Genomic DNA, 21,416 nt, shown 5'->3' with positions numbered 1-21,416 from the left:
AAAATCCTGAAGTGTGTTCGGGCTGATCGATGAACGAGAGGGGTCTCAGACCTCTTCGACCGAGCTGGGCTCGGAGTGGGAGAGGTCGATACCGAGTTCGTCCGCAGCCCGGAAGCTGTCGTCCTCGGAATCACGCATTTCCACCGCGTTACCGTCCGCGGAGAGGACCTCCACGTTCAGGCACAGGGACTGCATTTCCTTGATGAGCACCTTGAAGGATTCGGGCACACCCGGTTCAGGGATGTTCTCGCCCTTGACGATCGCCTCGTACACCTTGACGCGGCCGTGGACGTCGTCCGACTTGACGGTGAGCAGTTCCTGCAGGGTGTAGGCCGCGCCGTACGCCTCGAGCGCCCACACCTCCATCTCACCGAAACGCTGACCGCCGAACTGCGCCTTACCGCCCAGCGGCTGCTGGGTGATCATGGAGTACGGGCCGGTGGAGCGCGCGTGGATCTTGTCGTCCACCAGGTGGTGGAGCTTCAAGATGTACTGGTAGCCCACGGACACGGGGTCCGGGAACGGCTGACCGGAACGGCCGTCGTAGAGCTTGGCCTTGCCGGAACGCCCGATCAGGCGGTCACCGTCCCGCGTGGGGTTGGTGTGGTCCAGCAGGTCGAAGATCTCGTCCTCGCGAGCGCCGTCGAACACCGGGGTGGCCACGTTAGTGGGACCGGTGGACTTCGGGAAGTTGCTCAGACCGTGCAGCCACTCGGGGTCGCCCTCGATGTTCCAGCCCTGCTTGGCGAGCCAGCCGGTGTGGACCTCGAGCACCTGGCCCAGGTTCATACGACCGGGCACGCCCAGCGGGTTCAGGATCACGTCCACGGGGGTGCCGTCCTCCATGAACGGCATGTCCTCGATGGGCAGGATCTTGGAGATGACGCCCTTGTTGCCGTGACGACCGGCGAGCTTGTCGCCGTCCGTGATCTTGCGCTTCTGCGCCACGTACACGCGCACGACCTGGTTGACGCCGGCCGGGAGGTCGTCGTCCTCGTCGTCGCGGTCGAACACGCGCACACCGATCACGGTGCCGGACTCCCCATGGGGAACCTTGAGGGAGGTGTCACGGACCTCGCGGGACTTCTCACCGAAGATCGCGCGCAGCAGCCGCTCCTCCGGGGTCAGTTCGGTCTCGCCCTTGGGCGTGACCTTACCCACGAGGATGTCACCGGCCTGGACCTCGGCACCGATGTGGATGATGCCTCGCTCGTCCAGGGCGGAGAGCACCTCTTCCGACACGTTGGGGATGTCACGGGTGATCTCCTCGGCACCGAGCTTGGTGTCGCGGGCGTCGATCTCGTGCTCCTCGATGTGGATGGACGTCAGGACGTCCTCGGAGACCATGCGCTGGGACAGGATGATGGCGTCCTCGTAGTTGAGGCCTTCCCAGGACATGTACGCGATCAGCAGGTTCTTGCCCAGTGCGAGTTCACCGTGGTCGGTGGAGGGCCCGTCCGCGATCACGGTGCGGGGCTCCACGCGGTCGCCCTCGGAGACGATCACGCGCTGGTTGTACGTGTTGCCCGGGTTCGAGCGCACGAACTTGTTGATCGGGTAGAGCTTGGTGGTGCCGTCGTCGTTCAGGACGGTCACGAGGTCCGCGGAGACTTCCTCGACCACGCCGGACTTGGTGGCCAGCACCGAGTCGCCGGCGTCCAGGGCGGCGTAGCGCTCCATACCGGTGCCCACGAGCGGCGCCTCGGACGTGAGCAGCGGCACGGCCTGACGCTGCATGTTGGCGCCCATGAGCGCGCGGTTGGCGTCGTCGTGCTCGAGGTACGGGATCAGGGCGGTGGCCACCGACACCATCTGGCGCGGGGACACGTCCATGAACTCGATGTCCGTGGGGGCCACGAGCACCGCTTCACCCGAGCCGTCGGAGGCACGCGCGAGGACGGCATCCTCAGCGAAGCGACCGTCGTCGGTCAAAGGGGCGTTGGCCTGCGCAATGGTGAGCCCGCGCTCGTCGTCCGCGGTGAGGTAGACGACGTCGTTGGTTACGGTGCCGTCCACGACGCGGCGGTAGGGCGTCTCGATGAAACCGAACGGGTTGATCCGCGCGTAGGTCGCGAGCGAACCGATCAGACCGATGTTCGAGCCTTCCGGCGTCTCGATCGGGCACATGCGGCCGTAGTGCGAGGGGTGCACGTCACGGACCTCCATGCCCGCGCGATCGCGGGAGAGGCCACCGGGACCCAGCGCGGATAGACGACGCTTGTGCGTGAGGCCCGCGAGCGGGTTGTTCTGGTCCATGAACTGCGACAGCTGGGAGGTCCCGAAGAACTCCTTGATCGCGGCCACGACCGGGCGGATGTTGATCAGGGTCTGCGGCGTGATCGCCTCGACGTCCTGGGTAGTCATCCGCTCGCGCACCACGCGCTCCATGCGGGACAGACCCGTGCGGATCTGGTTCTCGATCAGCTCGCCCACCGCGCGGATGCGACGGTTGCCGAAGTGGTCGATGTCGTCCACGTCCACGTGGATCTCACGGGCCTCGCCGTCACGCGTACCGGGCATGGTGGAGCCGCCGTCGTGCAGGGTCACGAGGTAGCGAATCATGGCGACGATGTCGTCGAGGGACAGCACCGAGGCGTCCGAGTCCGTGAACGGCTTGTCCAGACCGAGCTTGCGGTTGAGCTTGTAGCGGCCCACCTTGGCGAGGTCGTAGCGCTTGGGGTTGAAGTACATGTTGTCCAGCAGGGACTGGGCGGCGTCCACCGTGGGCGGCTCCCCCGGGCGCAACTTGCGGTAGATGTCCAGCAGCGCCTCCTCGCGGGTCTCCGTAGTGTCCTTCTCCAGCGTCGCGCGGATGGAGTCGAACTCGCCGAACTCCTCGAGGATCTTGGACTCGGTCCAGCCCAGCGCCTTGAGCAGCACGGTCACGGACTGCTTGCGCTTGCGGTCCAGGCGCACACCCACCTGATCGCGCTTGTCGATCTCGAGCTCGAACCACGCACCGCGGGACGGGATGATCTTGGCGGAGTAGATGTCCTTGTCGGACGTGCGGTCCTGGCCCTTCTCGAAGTAGGCACCCGGGGAACGCACCAGCTGGGAGACGACGACGCGCTCGGAGCCGTTGATCACGAACGTGCCCTTCTCGGTCATCAGGGGGAAGTCGCCCATGAACACGGTCTGCTGCTTGATCTCGCCCGTGTTGTTGTTCATGAACTCGGCCTTGACGTACAGCGGGGCCGAGAAGGTCGCGTCGCGGTCCTTGCACTCGACCATTGTGTACTTGGGGTCGTAGAACTCCGGCTCGGAGAAGGACAGGGACATGGTGCCCTGGAAGTCCTCGATCGGGGAGATCTCCTCAAAGATGTCGGACAGACCGGAGGTCGTGGGAACGCTGGTGTCACCCGTCTCCTGGGCTTCGACCACGCGTGCCTGCCAGCGCTCGTTGCCGACCAGCCGATCGAAGCTGTCGGTCTGCAGAGCGAGCAGGTTGGGGACGTCCAGCGGTTCGTGGATCTTCGCGAAGGAAACGCGGCGAGGAGTGTTATCACTCGTGGGGTGGTTGGCGGAGACGTTCGTATCGGTGCTCGAGGCGACCAAGATGTGATCCTTCCACAGACATGCAGTGAATACGCGAGGTTCCCGGGGAGAGAAAAAGGGGCCGGTTTTCGATGCTCGTCGACAACCGCCCCTGCGGCGCCCACCGCTATATGAAGGCACGCATGCATAAGGGACAACGCAAAGTACCAGCTTAGGCGAACTGCGCCCGTTTGTCCACACCGGTGCTGGACGAAATCCCGTCCGGGCCGTAGGATGCCCGCCCCTCGGGCGGCGCACCCTCAGGCGACCCCGTTCTCCCGGGCCAGCTCGACGGCGCGTCCCACGCCTTCACGCCACGGGTCGCCGTGTCCGGGCAGCACCAGGGTGGCTCCCGTGACCTCGAGTGCGGCGAGGGATTCCACGGCCATCGCGCTGTCCGCGGTGGCGGCGCGAGCCACGATGCGGGGGCCCGTGAGACCCGAGTAGGGGTCCAGGGTCACGAGCGCGTCCCCCGATATCACGGCGTCCGCTGTGGGGACGTACAGCGCGCAGTGCCCGTACGTGTGGCCCGCGGTGAACACGACCCGCGGGCGGCCCGGGACGGGGACGGTCTCCCCCGCGGTCAGCTCGCGGGTCACGGTCACGCCCCGCACCATCGCGGCGCCACCGGCGATCATGGACGCGAGGATCGGCACGGCGCGCGGGTGACGCAGCGGGTAGACGGCCGTGGGGTTCTCGTGCGCGTAGCTGTAAGGGTGTGCCGCGAGGTGCTTGTCCCGCTGGTGGGCGTAAACGGGAATCCCGAGCCGGTCCACGAGTTTCGCGGCGACCCCCACGTGGTCGAAGTGCGCATGGGTCAACACGAGCGCTTTGATGTCCTCCGGGGCGTGGCCGAGTTCGCGCACGGCCCACCCGAGTTCGTTCCACACCCTGGGCAGACCGGCGTCCACGACCGTGAGGCCGTCCGAGTCCTCCAGGACATAGCAGTTCACGTTGTGGTTCTGGATCATATGGATCCCGGGGGCGGCGTCGCGCAGGAACACGTCGTTCTCCTTGTCCGTCCCGCCCCGATCACACGGGGCGGGACCCTCACCGGCCCGCGCGGTCCTCGGAACGTGCACGGCGGAGCGGGCCTGCCTAGAGACTACTCCGGGCGGCTCGCTCCCCACACCACCCTTCAGGACCGCTTGTAGAAGGGCAGCGCGGTGCGCGTGACCTCCACGGCGCGCCCGCGTGCGTCCTGGACGCTCACCTCACCGGCGTCGATCCCGTCGACGGCGTCCGTGGCCACGAGCGCCATGGCCACCGGCTTGCCCAGCGTGGGCGAGGGCAGCCCGCTCGTCACCTCACCCACGGTGCGCTCCCCCACGTGCACGGTGTAGCCCGCGCGCACGGGTTTGCGACCCAGGCCCTCCAGACCGATGAGGGTGCGTTCGGGCGTGCCTTCCAGCATCGCCGCGAGCACGTCCCCGCCAACCGTGGTGGTGCCGGCCTCCGCCTTCTTGCGCAGGGCGATCTCCACGAGCTTGCCGAGTCCCGCTTCGACCGGGGTGATCTCCGTGGACAGTTCGTGACCGTACAGCGGCATCCCGGCCTCGAGCCGCAGGGAGTCGCGCGCCGCGAGACCCGCCGCTCCCACGGGGGCCTCCTCCGTGCCGAGCTCGGCCGCGGTCGTCAGGAGCGCGTCCCACAGCACGGGCGCGTCCTGGTTGTCGCAGTACAGTTCGAAACCGTCCTCGCCCGTGTACCCGGTGCGGGCCACGAGCACGGCCACGTCCGCGCAGCGTGCGCGCACGCACGCGTAGTACTTCAGCGCGGCGACGTCCTCGGCCGGTTCCAAGCGCGTGGCCTCGAGCACCTCGAGGGCGCGCGGACCCTGGACGGCGATCAGCGACGTCGCCGGACCGTTGTCCGTGACGCGCACGTCGAAGCCCTGGGCGCGCTCCTGGAGCGCACGCACGACCGTCTCCTGGCTGCCCGCGTTCGGCACCACGAGGTACTCGTCCTCGTCCGTACGGTAGGTAATGAGGTCGTCCAGGATCCTGCCCTGTTCGTCCACGATGATCGAGTACTTGGCGCGGCCCACCGTGAGCCCGGAGAGCACACCCACGAGGGCGTAGTCCAGGAACGCGCCGGCCTGCGGACCCGAGACCGAGACCTCCCCCATGTGGGACAGGTCGAAGATCCCGGCGCCGCGGCGCACCGCGTGGTGCTCGGCGGTGTCGCTCGCGTAGCGCACGGGCATGGTCCAGCCACCGAAGTCGGTGAACCGCGCCCCCAACCGCTCGTGGGCCTCGTACAGTGCGGTGTGCTGCTCGCTCATCGAGTCTCCCCCTGTGCTACTGCTGCGGTGTTGTACGCGGCGTCGAACGCCTCGATGGGCGGGCACTCGCACACGAGGTTGCGGTCCCCCGCGGCGTTGTCGATCCGGCCCACGGGGGGCCAGTACTTGACCCGGCGCAGGGACGCGGCCGGGTAGGCGGCCTGCGAGCGCGGGTAGGCGCACTGCCACTCGTCCGCGGTGAGCACTTGGGCGGTGTGCGGGGCGTTGCGGATCACGGAATCCTCGAGGGACACGGTGCCGTCCGCGATCTCCTGCATCTCCGCGTGGATCGTGCGCATCGCGGCGATGAACCGGTCCTGCTCCTCGAGGCCCTCGGACTCGGTGGGCTCGACCATCAGGGTCCCGGCGACCGGGAACGCGAGCGTGGGCGCGTGGAATCCGAAGTCCACGAGGCGCTTGCACACGTCCTCGGCCGTGACGCCGGAGGCCTTGGTCATGGGCCGCAGGTCCAGGATGCACTCGTGGGCCACGAGCCCGCCGTCCCCGGTGTACAGCGTGGGGAACACGTCCGCGAGCGCGCGGGAGATGTAGTTGGCCCCGAGCACCGCGGTGCGCGTGGACTCGGTCAGCCCCTGCGCGCCCGTCATGGCGATGTACATCCACGTGATGGGCAGAACCCCCGCGGAACCGTAGGGAGCCTGCGCCACGGGGAAGCCCGCGCCGTGCTCGTCCAGGTCCGCGTCCGCCGGGTTGCCCGGCAGGTACGGCACGAGGTGTTCAGCCACGGCCACGGGACCCACACCGGGCCCGCCGCCGCCGTGCGGGATGCAGAAGGTCTTGTGCAGGTTCAGGTGGGAGACGTCCCCGCCGAAGCGGCCGGGCCGTGCCAGCCCCATGAGCGCGTTGAGGTTCGCGCCGTCCACGTAGACCTGACCACCGGCGTCGTGTACCGCGGCGCACACCTCGGTGATGTCCGTGTCGTAGACGCCGTGGGTCGAGGGGTAGGTGACCATGATGCCCGCGAGCTCGTCCCCCACCGCCTCGATCTTGGCCGCGAGGTCCGCCTGATCGATCGTGCCGTCCGCGGCGGTCGCCACGACCACGACCTTGAGGTCCGCGAGCACGGCCGACGCCGCGTTGGTCCCATGCGCGGAGGACGGGATGAGGATCGTCTTGCGCTGACCCTCGCCGCGGGCCAGCTGGTACCGCCGGATGGCCAGCAGACCCGCGAGTTCACCCTGCGAACCGGCGTTGGGCTGCACGGACACCGCCGCGTAGCCGGTGATCTCCGCGAGCCATGTCTGCAACTGCTCGATCAGTTCGGTCCAGCCCCGGGTCTGATCCGCAGGGGCCAACGGGTGGATACTCGCGAACTCGGGCCACGAGATGGGTTCCATCTCCGCCGCCGCGTTGAGCTTCATGGTGCACGAGCCCAGCGGGATCATGGTGCGGTCCAGCGCCAGGTCCTTGTCGGAGAGTTCGCGCAGCCACCGCATGAGCGAGGTCTCGGAGCGGTGCGTGTGGAAGACCGGGTGGGTCATGTACTCGTCCGTGCGCAGCCACTCGTCCGGCAGTGCGTCCGCGCTCGCGGCTTCCCCGGAGTCCGAGGTGCGCGCGCCGCACGCCTCGGACACCGCGGTGAGCACGTCCTGGACGTCCCGCTGCGTATGGGGTTCACCGAAGCTCACGCCCACCGTGTCCTGGTCGATGCGACGGAGGTTGATCCCGCGGTCCGCGGCCGCGGCCACGATGCCGTCCGCCCGGCCCGGCGCGGAGAAGGTCACGGTGTCGAAGAACCGCTCGTGGGCGACGTCGATCCCGCGCTCCCGCAACCCGGCGGCGAGCTCCGTGGCGAGACCGTGCAGCCGCTCGGCGAGGGCGCGCAGTGCGACGGGACCGTGGTGCACCGCGTAGGCCGCGGCCACGATCGCGAGCAGGGCCTGCGCCGTGCAGATGTTGGAGGTCGCCTTCTCGCGTCGGATGTGCTGCTCACGTGTCTGCAGCGCGAGCCGGTACGCGGGTGCGCCCGAGGAATCGGTGGACACCCCCACGATGCGCCCCGGCAGGGAGCGTTCGGTACCCTTGCGGGTCGCCATGAACGCGGCGTGCGGGCCCCCGAAGAACAGGGGCACCCCGAAGCGCTGGGCCGAACCGACCGCGATGTCCGCGCCCAGCTCACCCGGGCTGCGCAGCATGGTCAAGGCGAGCAGGTCGGTGCTCACGGTCACGAGCGCGCCCGCCTCGTGCGCGGCGTCGATCACCGCGGTGGGATCCGTGACGTCCCCGTCCGCACCGATCTGCGCGACGACGACGCCGAAGACGTCACCCTCCGAGACCGCCCGCGCGGCGGCGTCGGGATCACCGAGGTCCGCCGTGACAAGCTCGATACCCGCGGCACGGGTGCGGCCCGTGAGCACGGCGAGGGTCTGGGGCAGGCTGCGGCTGTCCACGAGCACGCGCAGGCTCTTGGATCGGCGGTTGGCGCGGCGCATCATGAGCACGGCCTCGGCCACGGCGGAGGACTCGTCCAGAAGGGACGCGTTGGCCACCTCGAGGCCGGTGAGGTCGATCACCGCGTTCTGGAACGTGAGCAGCAACTCGAGCCGGCCTTGGGAGATCTCGGGCTGGTACGGCGTGTAGGACGTGTAGAACCCGGGGTTCTCCAGGATGTTGCGTCGGATCGCGGCGGGCGTCACGGTGTCGTGGTAGCCCTGCCCGATCATCTGGCGCATCACGGTGTTGCGCGCAGCGATCGAGCGCAGGGCCGCGAGGGCCTCGGGCTCGTCGAGGGGTTCCGGCAGGTCCAGGGCGTCCCGGACACGGATGCTCTCGGGGACGGCGCGGTCGATCAGTTCGTCGAGGCTGGCTACCCCCACGGTGCGGAACATGACGGCCATGTCATCGGCGTCGGGGCCGATGTGGCGTGACAGGAAGGACATACGAGGGTCTCCTGGGCTGCTTGTGGGCGCGCGAGGGCCCGGTGAGTCCTCCCCGCTCTGTATCGCAACCTGAGAGATTTCGCCGGCGGGCGCAGCAACTCGCGCCCGTCGACCTGCCCCGTCGGTGCTCTCCCCGTGACAGGGGTGAGCTCTTCAGAGTGGCCCGGTGCGGCGGTACGGGTGCCTGAGAGATTCCCGGGGAGGGTTTGCTCCTTCGGCGATGGCGCGATGCCCGCGGTACCGGTTCACGTGGTTCCGGCTCACGAGGATCCGCCATGCTCTCCCGCCGTACGGTGACGGCCAGATGGTCACACACAGTTTCGCACATCACACCGCTACGGGGAATGCGCGAAACCCCGCACCGATGATCGGTGCGGGGTTTCGCGGGGATGTCGTGCCGGACGGACCCGGGGGTCACGTCACGGGACACGGCGGGCGCACGAGGCGCCGTGGATCACTTGACAGTGACGGAGGCGCCGGCGCCCTCGAGGGCTTCCTTCGCCTTGTCAGCGGCTTCCTTGGTGGCGCCTTCGAGGACGGCCTTGGGAGCGCTGTCCACGAGGTCCTTGGCTTCCTTCAGGCCCAGGGAGGTCAGGCCGCGAACTTCCTTGATGACCTGGATCTTCTTGTCACCGGCGGATTCGAGGATGACGTCGAACTCGGTCTTCTCCTCCTCGGCCCCACCGGCGTCGCCGCCGGCGGGAGCGGCACCGGCCACGGCCACGGGGGCGGCAGCGGTGACGTCGAAGGTCTCCTCGAACGCCTTCACGAACTCGGACAGCTCGATGAGGGACAGTTCCTTGAAGGCCTCGATGAGTTCTTCGGTGGTCAGCTTAGCCATGGTATTGGCTCCTTACTTGTACGTGGTGCCGGTGCTGGTGGCGCCGGCGAGGTGTGCGTGGGAAGAACACGGGTGTTTCCCGGGCGCTCGCCCGGGACCCCGCAACCGGGTCCCCGAAGGGATCAGGCGGCGTTCTCGCCCTGTTCGTCCAGCTTGGCGCGCAGGGCCTCGGCGGTGCGCACGGTCTTGGACAGCGGGGCCTGGAACAGCGCAGCAGCCTTGGACATCGACGCCTTGGCGGCGCCGGCGACCTTGGCCAGCAGAACCTCGCGGGACTCGAGGTCCGCGAGCTTCTTGATCTCGGACTCGTCCATCGCGACGCCATCCAGGTAACCGCCCTTGACGACCAACTGGGGGTTGTCCTTGGCGAAGTCACGCAGACTCTTGGCGGCCTCGACGGCGTCACCGGAGACGAACGCGATGGCCGAGGGGCCCGTGAGCTTGCCCTCGAACGCGTCGATACCGGACTCGCGAGCCGCGATGGCGGTGAGCGTGTTCTTCACCACGGCGTATTCGGCGTTCTCACCGAGGGAACGGCGCAGCGTCTTCAGCTGAGCCACGGTGAGACCGCGGTACTCCGTCAGGACGGCAGCGTGCGAGTTGGAGAAGAATTCCTTCAACTCCGCAACCGCGGCAGCCTTTTCAGGATTCGCCATGGTGCTCCTTCCTTACATGTGGGTGCCGGCCCGCGTCCCGTACGAGGACACGAAAAAAGCCCCGCGCAGATGCCCGGGGCTCGAGACCACGTCCTGATCACACGCATGAAGATGCGGTTTTGAGGAGCGGGATTCGTGCTGGTTCACCTGCGCTGGACGGTTCACGTTTCCGGGAACCTCTTAGATCGCGCGTACCGGGGCACGCGTGATGACCGGCGGTCTTTGGTACATCCATCGTACCCCAGGGCGCGGTGCCCACCAAATCAGCGGGGCGCGGGTGCCCATCAAATCGTCAGGGCCCGGTTCACTCCCCCGTGATGCGCTCCGGGTGGGTGTAGACGTTGCACCGGCCCTTGCGGTTGAACCCCACGACCGTGACCCCGCGCTCCCGCCCGTGGGTCACGGCGAGTGCGGAGGGTGCGCTGACCGCGGAGAGCACGGGGATCCCGGCCATGGCGGCCTTGCTCACAAGCTCGAACGACGCCCGAGCGGAGACCTGCAGGACCGCTTCGTGCAGCGGCAGCAGTCCTCGCTGCACCGCCCACCCGATGACCTTGTCCACGGCGTTGTGCCGGCCCACGTCCTCCCGGACCACGAGGGGTTCGTCCCGGCCCACGGGGAACAGCGCCGCCGCGTGCACCCCGCCCGTGGCGGAGAAGACCCGCTGGTGCTCCCGCAACTCATCCGGCAGGGACACGAGCCGCGCCGCGGTGACGAGTGGACGCGGGTGCGCCACGGGGTACGCGGAGGACTTGACCACCCCGTCCAACGACGGCGTGCCACACACCCCGCACGACGAGGATGTGAACACCTGGCGCTGGGCGTCCGCGCGCGGCCCCGGGGCCGCCGGTGCGAGCCGGACGTCCACCACGTTGTACGTGCGGTGCCCGTCCTGGTCCACGCCCGAGCGGTAGTCCATCTTCACGATGTGCGAGACCTCCGTGATCACGGCCTCGCTCAGCAGCAGCCCCGTCACGAGTTCGAAGTCGTCCCCGGGCGTGCGCATGGTCACGGTGAACTGTTGCCCGTTCAGCCGGATCTCCAGGGGTTCCTCCCCCGCGAGCCGGTCCGGACCCGCGCGCACTTCCCCGTGGGCGTCGAACGTGCGCACGCGGGCGGGGACGATGATCCGAGCGGCCATCTCAGGCGTCCAGCCCCACCCAGTTGTGCTGCCCGTCCTCGAAGCTCTGCCGCTTCCAGATGGGCACGCGTTCCTTGATGAGGTCCACGAGCTGCGCGCACGCTTCGAACGCCTCGCGACGGTGTCCCGCGGCCACGGCCACCTCGAGCGCGCTGTCCCCCACGGCGAGCGCGCCGATCCGGTGCGCGGCCCACAAGCGCACGTCCGGGTGGGCGCTCGCGATCTCACCGACCACGTCCCGCATGACCTCGCCCGCGCTGGGGTGGGCGCTGTACTCAAGCGCCGTGACACCGTCCTTGCCGCCGTCGTGGTCGCGGATCACGCCGCTGAACCCGACGACCGCCCCGCACCGCGGATGCTGGACCGCACGCTGCGCCTCGGCCGCATCCAGGGGGTCGGTCGTGACGAGCGCCAGCAGCACCTCGCCCGCCGAGGGCTCGGCGCCCGGCGCGTCGTCGTCGTCGGACGACGACGCCGCCGCTGCGGGCACCCGCGCGCCGACCGTGCCCGCGGCGGGGGCGGCGTCATGGCCGGGCACGTCCGTGCGCTCGGCGTGGCCCGGGGAGTCCGGGACCGCCGCGGGGACGACCTCCCCCTGCGCGGAGCGCGTCACGGAGCGGTCCTCCCCGTGACCGTGCACGTCTTCGAGCTGCGCGCTGATGTGGTCCAGCAGGGGGTCCAGCACGGTCATCCCGTCCTTGACGCCCCCGCGCGAGCCCGGGAGGTTCACCATGAAGGTCTGGCCGGTGTGCCCCGCGACCCCGCGGCTCATCACGGCCGTGGGGGTCTTCTGCAGCCCCGCGCTCCACAGCGCGTGCATGATCCCCGGCGACTCGCGCTCCAGCACCCGGGCCGTGGACTCGGGCGTGACGTCGTCCGAGTTCAGTCCGGTGCCCCCGGTCGTGATCACGAACCGCGGGGCGGCAGGCCCGGACGCCGATGTGAGGTTGCGCAGCAGCTCGAGGACCTCGGGCCCGTCCGGGATCACGCGCAGCGTCACGTCCAGGCCGCGGCCCCGCAACCAGTCCCGCAGTAGCGGCCCGCAGCGGTCCTCCGCCGTGCCCGAGGCCGCCGAGCTGGACACCACGACCACCACGGCGCTGCGCCCCTCCAGGTGGGTGTCGCCTACCTCGTGTCGACGGGAGGGACGGCCGTGGGCCGGATCCGCGTGCTCACTCATCGGGCGCTCCAATCGCCGCTCTTGCCGCCGGACTTGGCGAGCACGCGGGTGTCGGTGATCGTGGCGGCCTTGTCCACGGCCTTGATCATGTCGTACAGGGTCAGCGCGGCCACGCTCGCCGCAGTGAGGGCCTCCATCTCCACGCCGGTCACACCGCGGGTGCGCACGGTCGTCTCGATCACCACGCGGTCCTCACGCGGGGTGAGGTCCACGGTCACCTTGCTCAGGGGCAGCGGGTGGCACAGGGGCACGAGGTCCGGGGTGCGCTTGGCGGCCATGATCCCGGCCACGCGCGCCACGGCGAGCGCGTCCCCCTTGGGCAGCCCCCCCGAGGCCAGCAGGTCGATCACGTCCGGGCGGGTCATGAGCACGGCCTGGGCGGTGGCCTCGCGCGAGGTCACCGCCTTCTCGCTCACGTCCACCATGTGCGCCGTGCCGTCCTCCCGCACGTGTGTCAGGTGCTGTTGTCCGGGCTCCGGCTCTCGTTCGCTCACGCTGGCTCTCCTGTTCGTTCCGTTCCGTCTGCTGCGCCCGCGGGCACCGGGTCGTCGTCCGCGGGCAGCACGCCGCCGTCCACCGGCAGCACCGCCACGGTCGTCCCGGCAGCGAGTTCGTGCTCTCCGGGCGGGATGCGCACCAGGACGTCCGCATGGGCGGCGGCGCTCAGCAGGTGCGACGACGCTCCCCCCACGAGACGCACGCGCGGGACCGTTCCGTCCCCCGGGTGTTCCATACTCCCGCGGCGCAGCTGGGTCCTGGTGTCCAGCGGTCGAACCGCCTCGCCCAATTCGGCCGTGAACCACCGCGGCGACGGGCAACACCCCCACGCGGCCGCGAGCGCGGGACGCACGAAGACCTCGCACGAGACCCACGTGCTCACGGGATTACCGGGCAGGCAGATCACGGGCACGCCACGGAACGTGCCGTGTCCCTGGGGGCCTCCCGGTTGCATGGCCACGTGGCCGAACCACGTGTCCCGGCCCTCCCGCTCGAGGCCCTGGCGCACGACCTCGAACGCGCCCGCGCTGATCCCGCCGCTCGTGATCACGAGGTGGGGTCGTGCCTCGGTGACAACGTGATCCAGGGCTCGCACGAAGGCGTCCGGGTCATCGTCCACACGGACCCGGGTCACCGATTCGGCGCCCGCCTCGGACAACCACGCGGCCAGCAAGGGGCCGTTGGCGTCGTGGTACATCCCGGGGCGCGGCGCGTGCCCGTCGGGCGCGATCTCGTCCCCTCCGCTTACCACGACCACACGCGGTCCGGTGCGCACGGACACCTCGGTTCCCGGGCCCAGTCCGAGCGCGGCGCACGCACCGAGCGCCGCAGCCCCCAGCCGCGTTCCGGCGGGCAGCGCCACGGCGCCGCGGGCGACGTCGCTCCCGGCCGCTCGCACGAAGGTGCCCTCGGTGACGGACCGGGCGACGTCGGGGCTGATCGTCACGGCCGGGACGTCGAAGCGCGGGGGACGCACCCGTTCCACGGGGATCACCGCGTCCGCGCCCTCGGGGAGCACGGCCCCGGTCATCACGGCGGTCACGGTACCGGGTGTGTGCCGCGCCGGTTGGGCACCCGCGGGCCGCACGTCCGCGACGGGCAGTTCGATCCCTTCAACATCCCCTGGCTGGGGCGGGACGGAGGGGGTCAGATCGGCCACGCGCACCGCGAACCCGTCCATCTGCGAGTTCGCCAACGGTGGCAGGTCCGCCTCCGCCACGAGGTCCCGGGCGAGCACGCGTCCCGCGGCGCGCGTGAGGGGCAGGAGTGCGGCGTCGTCGTGGGACGCCGAGTTGAGCAACTCGACCAGCGTGCGCTGGTGCGTTTCGATACAGCGGGACATGGCTCCAGGGTAGCCACCCCGCCGGGGGTTCCGCCCGTGCTGGGGGCAGCACCTACACTGGACGGTATGTCCGTTTTCCTCGGTAATCCCCATGTCCTCCCCGTTCGCGGGGTGCCCACGCAGGGGCCGTTGACGGACCGCTTCGGACGTACCGCCACGGACCTGCGCATCTCCCTCACGGACAAGTGCAACCTCCGGTGCACGTACTGCATGCCCGCGGAGGGCATGCAGTGGCTGCCGCGTGAATCGTTGCTGACGGTCCCGGAGATCGTGCGTTTGGCCGCCATCGCCGTCTCGGACTTCGGGGTGCGGGAGATCCGACTCACGGGCGGGGAACCGCTCATCCGCCCCGATCTCGAGGAGCTCGTGGCCGCCCTGACCGAGCGCATGCCGGGGATCCCCGTGTCCATGACGAGCAACGGCATCGGACTCGCCGGGCGTGCCCAGGCCCTCGCGGACGGCGGGATGACCCGCGTGAACATCTCCCTGGACACCCTGTGCGCGGACACCTACGAGAAGCTCGCCCGCCGCGGGCGGCTCACCCAAACGCTCGAGGGCGTGGCTGCCGCCCAGGACGCGGGCATGAGCCCGGTCAAGCTCAATGCCGTCCTGATGCGCGGGATCAACGACCACGAGGCGCCCGCGCTGCTGCGCTGGGCCCTGGACCACGACTGCGCCCTGCGCTTCATCGAACAGATGCCCCTGGACGCGGACCACGGCTGGACCCGGAAGAACATGGTCACGGCCACCGAGATCCGCGAGTCCCTGTCCCGGGACTTCGACATCACCCCGGACACCGCACCCCGCGCGGGCGCCCCCGCGGAGAAGTACCTCGTGCGGGAACGCGGTCAGGACACCGTGGTGGGGACCGTGGGGATCATCGCGTCCGTCACGGAACCGTTCTGCGAGGACTGCACGCGCACTCGGATCACCGCGGACGGCCACGTGCGCTCGTGTCTGTTCTCCCACCACGAGACGGATCTGATGCACCTGTTGCGCTCGAACGCAACCGACCGGGACATCGCCCAACGCTGGCGCGATGCCATGTGGGTCAAGCCGCGCGCCCACGGGATGGACCACGCGGGCCTCGACTCCGGGGACTACGTCCAGCCCGACCGCAGCATGAGCGCGATCGGGGGCTGAGACCGTGCTCGTGCGTTATTTCGCGGCGGCCGCTGCCGCGGCCGGGACAGAGGAAGAGCACGTGGAGACCACCACGGCGCTGACCCGCTCCGAGCTGCAGCAACTGTTGGTCACCCTGCACCCCGTGGCCCCACCGGGCGAACGCACGTTGGCCCAGGTGTTGCCGCAATGCTCGTGGCTCGTGGACGGTGTGGCCGCCCGGGACCAGGAGTCCCCGCTGGCCCCGGCCGCCACGGTGGACGTCCTCCCGCCCTTCGCGGGGGGCTGATCGGATGCCTGGTCCTACCCCACCCGCGTGGAGTAGCGGTCTCGAACCCCTGCACCACGCGGCGCGTGACGCCGCCCGGACCCTCGCACACCGGGCCGGTTCGGTGCTCGCGGACTCCCGGCCCGGCGGCGCGATCGAGATCGTCCCCCTGGACCGGGCGGCGGGTCGCACCGCGGCCCACGACGTCCGCGCGGCATGTTCCGTCCCGCACTACGCCTCGAGCGCGATGGACGGGTACGCGGTCCACGGACCGGGACCGTGGCGCGTCGTCGCCCCGGGCTCCCGTGCGGGGGCATCCGACGGACGGCGACTGGATGATCACCTGGCCGACGGCGCTGCGCCGTCCGCGCCGCTGCCGAGTGCCGCGTCCGCGGTCACGCTTGCGCCCGGCACGGCCGTCCCCGTGGTCACGGGCGGCGTGATCCCGGACAGCACCACCACGGTCATCCGCGAGGAATTCGCAACCCGCCGCGGCGAGCTCCTTGAGCTGTCCCCCGGCAGCCCGCGCACGGAACTCGCGGGCAGGCACATTCGCCCGGCCGGAACGGAATGCGCCGAGGGCGAGACCGTGGTGCGGGCGGGCGCCGTGCTCTCCCCCGCGCACGCGGCGTTCCTGGCCGTGGCCGGACGGGACGACGTGCCCGTGTGTACCGTCCCGCGCGTGGCCCTGCTGCTCACGGGTTCCGAGGTGCGCACCAGCGGGCTCCCGGCTCCCGGGTACGTGCGCGATGCGTTCAGCATGTCCCTGCCGCCCATGGTGAAGGCCTTCGGCGGGCGCACGGTCACGGTGAGCCGCGGTCCCGACGACGCCGCGGCGCTGCGTTGCCTGCTCCGCGAACTGAGTGCCGAGCACGACCTCGTGGTCACCACGGGTGGCACGTCCCGCTCGCACGCGGACTTCGTGCGTCCCCTGGTGCAGGACGAGTGCCACGTGCTCGTGGACCAGCTGGACCTCATGCCCGGTCACCCCACATTGTTCGCAGCCGCGCGGGACACCGCCGTGCTCGCGCTGCCCGGCAATCCCCTGGGCGCCATGGTGGCGTTCCTGCTGCTGGGTGGGGCGTTCCTGGCCGGCCACCTGGGCCGCGATGCCCAACCTTTCGCCCCCGCGATTGCCGGGGAGGATCTGGCCGACGCCCGCTCCGAACGATTGCTACCGGCCCGGCGGCACGAGGACGGCTGGGTGCCGTGCCGCGCGGTGGGCTCCAACATGGTGCGCGGACTCGCCGCGGCGCAAGGGCTGCTGTCCGTGCCCCGGGACGGGCTGGCCCGCGGACAGGAGACCGTGGTGCTGCCCCTGCCGTGGTGAGTGACCGGCCCCGGCGGTCAGTGGATGCTGAAGTCCTGCTCCCAGATCGCGGACTGACCGGCGTCCCGGAAGCCTAGCTGGGCGTTGACCCAGTTCATCCGGTCGTTGCCGCTGTGGGTCCACGAGTACACGGTCCGGACCTCGGGGGCCACGTTCGCGAGCTGCTCGAGGTTGGCGAGCTTGAGCCGCATCCCCAACCGGTGCCCGCGGTGGGTGCGCACCACGAGGGTCTCGTCCTGCAGGGCCAGGGCCGGGCGGTGCTGCGCGAGGATCAGTTCGGTCATCCCCACGAGCTCGCTCGTGCGCACGTCCTGGATCACGGCCATCAGGGACCGGTCGCCGTCCTCCTGACGCAGCTGTTCCGTGCGGCGCACCCGCGCGCTGTCCCACGGGTCCGGGTCCGCCACGATCGGGCGCACGAACGAGTCCGTGGGGATCTTGGCGTGCAGCTGCGCGAGCGGGGCCAGGAGCTCGTCCGGGGCCTCCCCCACCCACGTGTGCAGGCGGTAGTGGTCCGCGAAGGGCACGGCCTCGAGGGATTCGTGGATGCGCGCGGCGCGCTGTTCGTCCAGCGGCACGGGCAGGAGCGCGAAACTGCTGACCGTGCGCAGGGTGTACCCGGCGTGCTGGGCGAAGCGGGTCTGGCGGTGGCTCGCGGGCAGGCGCCCGGAACCATCGGCGGCGTCGAGCCATGGGACGGGAGCCACGGGGCTCGCACCGCCGTCGGCCGTGCCGTCCGCGCTGCCGTCCCCGGGGCCGGAGGGATCGCGCGCCTCGGACGCGGGGTGCTCGGTCACGAGGCGGATGAACCGGCGGGACTCACCCCGCGCAAGTTGCTCCGCAGCACTCAGAAGAGCGCGCCCGATCCCCTCGGAGGTCTCGTCCGGGGCCACGTCCACCGCGATCTGCGCCATGTCGGTGTCCGTGATCAGGGGCATCCGCACCTCGGCGCGCCCCACGAGACGGTCGTCGAAGTACGCGCACAGGACGTTCACGCGCTCGTAGGGGTCGTGCAGGTCCCGGAAGATGTCGTGGGCGCCGTTGCTGAGCTGACCGGTGCCCCACACGTGTCGCCGGGAGGACTGCACGAGCGCGGCCACGCGCCCCAGGACCCGCTGCGCCTCGTCATCGAAGGTGTCGGGGATGCACAACAATTCGATGCGTACCGGTGACGGCTCCGTCACAGTGATCTCCTTCCGCGCCGCCCGGCCGGGACGGCACCCGGGCGACGGGCCCCGTCCACGGAACCCGGCCTCAAGTACATCAAGAATTCGTAACGGTGTTTCCATCGTCCCACGAAAGAAGGGTCCGGCCGGTGACGGCACGGACCCTTCCCTCGACGGCAGGGAATGCGAGCGTTCCCTCGTTACGTACCCGCGATCACGCCTGGGTGGTGACCTCGGTGGCGCTCGGGTCCACAGGGATGCCCGGGCCGAACGTGGTGGCCACGGTAGCCTTGGTGATGTAACGGCCCTTGGACGCGGCCGGCTTCAGACGAAGCACCTCTTCCAGCGCGGCACCGTAGTTCTCGGCCAGCTTCTGGGCGTCGAAGGACGCCTTGCCGATGATGAAGTGCAGGTTGGAGTGCTTGTCCACGCGGAAGTCGATCTTACCGCCCTTGATGTCGGACACGGCCTTGGCCACGTCCATCGTCACGGTGCCGGTCTTGGGGTTCGGCATGAGGTTACGGGGACCCAGGATCTTGCCCAGGCGGCCCACCTTGCCCATCATGTCCGGGGTGGCCACGGCGGCGTCGAAATCGGTCCAACCGCCCTGGACCTTGGCGATCAGGTCGTCGGAACCCACGAAGTCCGCACCGGCGGCCTCGGCCGCGGCGGCCTTGTCACCGGTTGCGAACACGACCACGCGGGCGGTCTTGCCCGTGCCGTTGGGCAGGTTCACGGTGCCGCGGACCATCTGGTCCGCCTTGCGGGGATCCACACCGAGGCGCATGGACACCTCGACGGTGGAATCGGACTTGCTGTTCTCGGCCAGTTCCTTGGCCAGGGCGACCGCCTCGGCGGGAGCGTAGAACTTGCCCGCCTCGATCTTCTCGGCAGCTGCCCGGTATGCCTTGCTGCGCTGTGCCATCTGCTTGTTCTCCTTGTGCAGTTGTGGTCAGCGGGCCGCGCTCGGCCCTGCCACGATGGTTGTCTTCGGTACGAGCTCGGAAGAGCTCAGTTGACCTCGATGCCCATGGAACGGGCGGTGCCGGCGATGATCTTCGCGGCGGCCTCGACGTCGTTGGCGTTGAGGTCTTCCTTCTTGGTCTCGGCGATCTCACGGACCTGGTCCATGGTGATCTTCCCGACCTTATTGGTGTGTGGGACACCGGAGCCCTTGGCGACGCCGGCGGCCTTCTTGATCAGCTGCGCGGCCGGCGGGGTCTTGGTTACGAACGTGAACGAGCGGTCCTCGTACACGGTGATCTCGACCGGTACGATGTTGCCGCGCTGGGATTCCGTGGCCGCGTTATAGGCCTTGCAGAATTCCATGATGTTGACGCCGTGCTGACCCAGCGCGGGACCCACCGGGGGAGCCGGGTTGGCGGCGCCCGCCTGGATCTGCAGCTTGATCAGGCCTGCGACCTTCTTCTTGGGAGCCATGTGATGGTCCTTCTTCTAGCTGTGCGTACCGCCGCACAGGAGCGTACGACGGCGAGTGGTCGCCGTGGCGCGGCGACCGAACGGAAACACCCCGGACCAAAGCACATCCGAGGCCGGATTCCGAAACCTGATGGGACTAGATCTTGGTGACCTGGTCGAAACCGAGGGTCACGGGGGTCTCGCGTTCGAAGATGGACACCAGTACCACGAGCTGCTGGGATTCCACCTTGATCTCGGAGATCGTGGCCGGGAGGGTCTCGAAGGGGCCCTCCTTCACGATCACGGACTCGCCGACCTCGAAGTCCACGGTGACCTGCTGGGCGCCACCCTGGGCACCCGCGCCGGAACCGGCGGTCTCGCCCAGGCCCTTGGCCTTTTCGGGGGTCTCGAACGTGGGGGCGAGCATGTCGAAGACCTCGTCCAGGCGCAGCGGCACCGGGTTGTAGGCGTCCTGGCCCACGAAGCCCGTGACACCCGGGGTGTGGCGCACAGCGCCCCAGGAGGCATCCGTGAGGTTCATGCGCACGAGCACGTACCCGGGGATCCGCACGCGGCGCACGGTCTTGCGCTGCGAGTTCTTGATCTCCACGACCTCTTCCATGGGCACCTCGATCTGGAAGATGTCCTCTTCCATGTTGAGGGACTGGATGCGGGTCTCGAGGTTGGTCTTCACACGGTTCTCGTACCCCGCGTACGTGTGGATCACGAACCAGTCGCCCTCTTGGCGGCGCAGCTTGGCCTTAAATTCCACCGCGGGGTCGACGTCGTCCTCGGCGGCTTCCGCCGTGGCCGCGGCGTCCTCGGTGGGGACGGGCACAGCCTCGCCGTTACCCTCGGCGGCGTCGAGGTCGGCTTCCTGCACGGTGCGCTCGTCGGAGTCCTGCTGCGGATCCGTGGTCTCGGTGGTCTCGGACGTGCTCTGCGCCGACTCGTCCCGCGCAGCGTCCGCCATCAGGGAGTCGAACTGAGCGGGCTGGGTGTCGTCGTTATCGAGCTCGTGATCGGTCACCGGGGATTCCTGCTTTCTGTGGACGTCTGGAAGTGGTGGAAGGACTTACTGGGCCTGGTCGCCGTTCCCGAACAGCCAGATGGCCACCTGACCGAAGCCCAGGTCCAACAGGGAGATCAACACCATCATGAACGCCACGAACGCCAGCACGACCAGGACGAAGTTGACCAGTTCCCGGCGGGACGGGGCGACGACCTTCTTGAGTTCTCCCACGACCTGACGGATAAACAGCCAGATCCGGCCGAAGATCCCACGTTTGTGATCGGAACCGGCAGGTTGACCCGGGGTCTGTCCTGTGACGGTGTGCGACATCGGCTCTCCCCTGCGTGAAGCAACTTCTCGGCGGTGGTGTGCGTGCCGTTGTGGGTCCTGAAGCAGGGCAGACAGGACTCGAACCTGCAACCTGCGGTTTTGGAGACCGCTGCGCTACCAATTGCGCCACTGCCCTTCGACACCGTGCCGCAGCCGTGCGCGACACGAAATCCGGTGCCCGAGCCTATCATCGGCCCATCATCCCGCCGTCGGGAGTCCATCCCGGGGCAGAGCGCACCGCACTGGTGGCGGCACCAACAGACCATGGTACGCGCCCGCCGCGTCCCGTGCAAAGCAAGGGTCCGGCCACCTAAGCTGGGAGCGGTGTCCGCGTCCCCGGTCGGACCCCGGGCCCGTCAGGTTCCCGTACGGATTCGTGCGCGGGCCAGTGAG

Annotated in this window: 18 protein-coding genes, 1 tRNA gene and 1 riboswitch; of the genes, 3 read left to right on the top strand and 16 right to left on the bottom strand. The window is 69.5% G+C overall.

Translation table 11 applies throughout. The annotated features are described in order from the left end of the window. Positions 1-45: 45 nt before the first annotated feature. The 10 genes from rpoB to glp form a co-directional block, all read right to left on the bottom strand. Entirely contained in the window at positions 46-3,555 is a 3,510-nt protein-coding gene (rpoB, locus tag B3I25_RS11305; protein ID WP_286739129.1) for a DNA-directed RNA polymerase subunit beta, read from the bottom strand. A 239-nt stretch (positions 3,556-3,794) separates the two neighbouring features. Further along, positions 3,795-4,538 (bottom strand): MBL fold metallo-hydrolase, encoded by a 744-nt coding sequence (locus B3I25_RS11300; protein WP_098054410.1) that lies wholly within the window; start codon positions 4,536-4,538, stop codon positions 3,795-3,797. A gap of 134 nt (positions 4,539-4,672) precedes the next feature. Further along, a complete protein-coding gene (gcvT, locus tag B3I25_RS11295; RefSeq protein WP_286739126.1) occupies positions 4,673-5,818 on the bottom strand; it encodes a glycine cleavage system aminomethyltransferase GcvT in 1,146 nt (381 codons plus the stop codon). Beyond that, the gene (gene gcvP, locus B3I25_RS11290; RefSeq protein ID WP_286739124.1) at positions 5,815-8,718 is read right to left on the bottom strand and encodes an aminomethyl-transferring glycine dehydrogenase; all 2,904 of its coding nucleotides are present in this window, start codon (positions 8,716-8,718) and stop codon (positions 5,815-5,817) included. The genes gcvT and gcvP overlap by 4 nt, the downstream gene beginning before the upstream one ends. Positions 8,719-8,880: 162 nt before the next feature. Further along, positions 8,881-9,014: riboswitch (glycine riboswitch) on the bottom strand. A gap of 158 nt (positions 9,015-9,172) precedes the next feature. After that, positions 9,173-9,559 carry a 50S ribosomal protein L7/L12 gene (rplL, locus tag B3I25_RS11285; protein ID WP_035959869.1) on the bottom strand — a complete coding sequence of 129 codons (387 nt, stop codon included), beginning with the start codon at positions 9,557-9,559 and terminating at the stop codon, positions 9,173-9,175. A gap of 122 nt (positions 9,560-9,681) precedes the next feature. After that, on the bottom strand, positions 9,682-10,215 hold the full coding sequence (gene rplJ, locus B3I25_RS11280) for a 50S ribosomal protein L10 (protein ID WP_035959878.1): 534 nt from the start codon (positions 10,213-10,215) through the stop codon (positions 9,682-9,684). Between the two features lie 304 nt (positions 10,216-10,519). Then, positions 10,520-11,356 (bottom strand): formate dehydrogenase accessory sulfurtransferase FdhD, encoded by an 837-nt coding sequence (gene fdhD / locus B3I25_RS11275; protein WP_064845229.1) that lies wholly within the window; start codon positions 11,354-11,356, stop codon positions 10,520-10,522. 1 nt (position 11,357) lies between these two features. Continuing rightward, positions 11,358-12,536: a molybdenum cofactor biosynthesis protein MoaE gene (locus B3I25_RS11270; RefSeq protein ID WP_193518902.1), complete on the bottom strand. Its 1,179-nt coding sequence runs from the start codon at positions 12,534-12,536 to the stop codon at positions 11,358-11,360. Next, positions 12,533-12,961, bottom strand: a complete 429-nt coding sequence (gene moaC / locus B3I25_RS11265; protein WP_240505604.1) for a cyclic pyranopterin monophosphate synthase MoaC — start codon at positions 12,959-12,961, stop codon at positions 12,533-12,535. The genes B3I25_RS11270 and moaC overlap by 4 nt, the downstream gene beginning before the upstream one ends. 65 nt (positions 12,962-13,026) lie before the next feature. Further along, positions 13,027-14,376 carry a gephyrin-like molybdotransferase Glp gene (gene glp, locus B3I25_RS11260; RefSeq protein WP_286739119.1) on the bottom strand — a complete coding sequence of 450 codons (1,350 nt, stop codon included), beginning with the start codon at positions 14,374-14,376 and terminating at the stop codon, positions 13,027-13,029. A 66-nt stretch (positions 14,377-14,442) separates the two neighbouring features. Here glp and moaA point away from each other — a divergent pair, with 66 nt between their 5' ends. The 3 genes from moaA to B3I25_RS11245 are packed head-to-tail and all read left to right on the top strand — an operon-like array spanning position 14,443 to position 17,096. Further along, positions 14,443-15,519, top strand: coding sequence for a GTP 3',8-cyclase MoaA (gene moaA, locus B3I25_RS11255; RefSeq protein WP_082943125.1), 1,077 nt, complete (start codon positions 14,443-14,445; stop codon positions 15,517-15,519). Positions 15,520-15,523: 4 nt separating this feature from the next. Further along, on the top strand, positions 15,524-15,787 hold the full coding sequence (locus tag B3I25_RS11250; RefSeq protein ID WP_064845233.1) for a MoaD/ThiS family protein: 264 nt from the start codon (positions 15,524-15,526) through the stop codon (positions 15,785-15,787). Between the two features lie 4 nt (positions 15,788-15,791). After that, positions 15,792-17,096, top strand: coding sequence for a molybdopterin molybdotransferase MoeA (locus B3I25_RS11245; RefSeq protein WP_098055951.1), 1,305 nt, complete (start codon positions 15,792-15,794; stop codon positions 17,094-17,096). Between the two features lie 17 nt (positions 17,097-17,113). Here the strand turns inward: B3I25_RS11245 and B3I25_RS11240 are convergent, their stop codons facing one another. The 6 genes from B3I25_RS11240 to B3I25_RS11215 all read right to left on the bottom strand — a co-directional run bounded on the left by B3I25_RS11240 (position 17,114) and on the right by B3I25_RS11215 (position 21,159). Then, entirely contained in the window at positions 17,114-18,280 is a 1,167-nt protein-coding gene (locus B3I25_RS11240) for a GNAT family N-acetyltransferase (protein WP_064845234.1), read from the bottom strand. Positions 18,281-18,476: 196 nt separating this feature from the next. Next, positions 18,477-19,187, bottom strand: a complete 711-nt coding sequence (gene rplA / locus B3I25_RS11235) for a 50S ribosomal protein L1 (RefSeq protein WP_064845235.1) — start codon at positions 19,185-19,187, stop codon at positions 18,477-18,479. A gap of 86 nt (positions 19,188-19,273) precedes the next feature. Continuing rightward, entirely contained in the window at positions 19,274-19,702 is a 429-nt protein-coding gene (gene rplK / locus B3I25_RS11230) for a 50S ribosomal protein L11 (RefSeq protein ID WP_035959909.1), read from the bottom strand. Between the two features lie 136 nt (positions 19,703-19,838). Next, positions 19,839-20,711 carry a transcription termination/antitermination protein NusG gene (gene nusG / locus B3I25_RS11225; RefSeq protein WP_144931494.1) on the bottom strand — a complete coding sequence of 291 codons (873 nt, stop codon included), beginning with the start codon at positions 20,709-20,711 and terminating at the stop codon, positions 19,839-19,841. 45 nt (positions 20,712-20,756) lie between these two features. After that, positions 20,757-21,023 (bottom strand): preprotein translocase subunit SecE, encoded by a 267-nt coding sequence (gene secE / locus B3I25_RS11220; protein WP_064845237.1) that lies wholly within the window; start codon positions 21,021-21,023, stop codon positions 20,757-20,759. A gap of 63 nt (positions 21,024-21,086) precedes the next feature. Further along, positions 21,087-21,159, bottom strand: a tRNA-Trp gene (locus B3I25_RS11215). Positions 21,160-21,416: the final 257 nt, after the last annotated feature.

The organism is Kocuria sp. UBA1838 (assembly GCF_002338785.1).
Lineage (GTDB): Bacteria > Actinomycetota > Actinomycetes > Actinomycetales > Micrococcaceae > Kocuria > Kocuria marina.
Note: the sequence above shows the minus strand (reverse complement) of the source record. Positions and strands in the feature narration are given on the sequence as shown.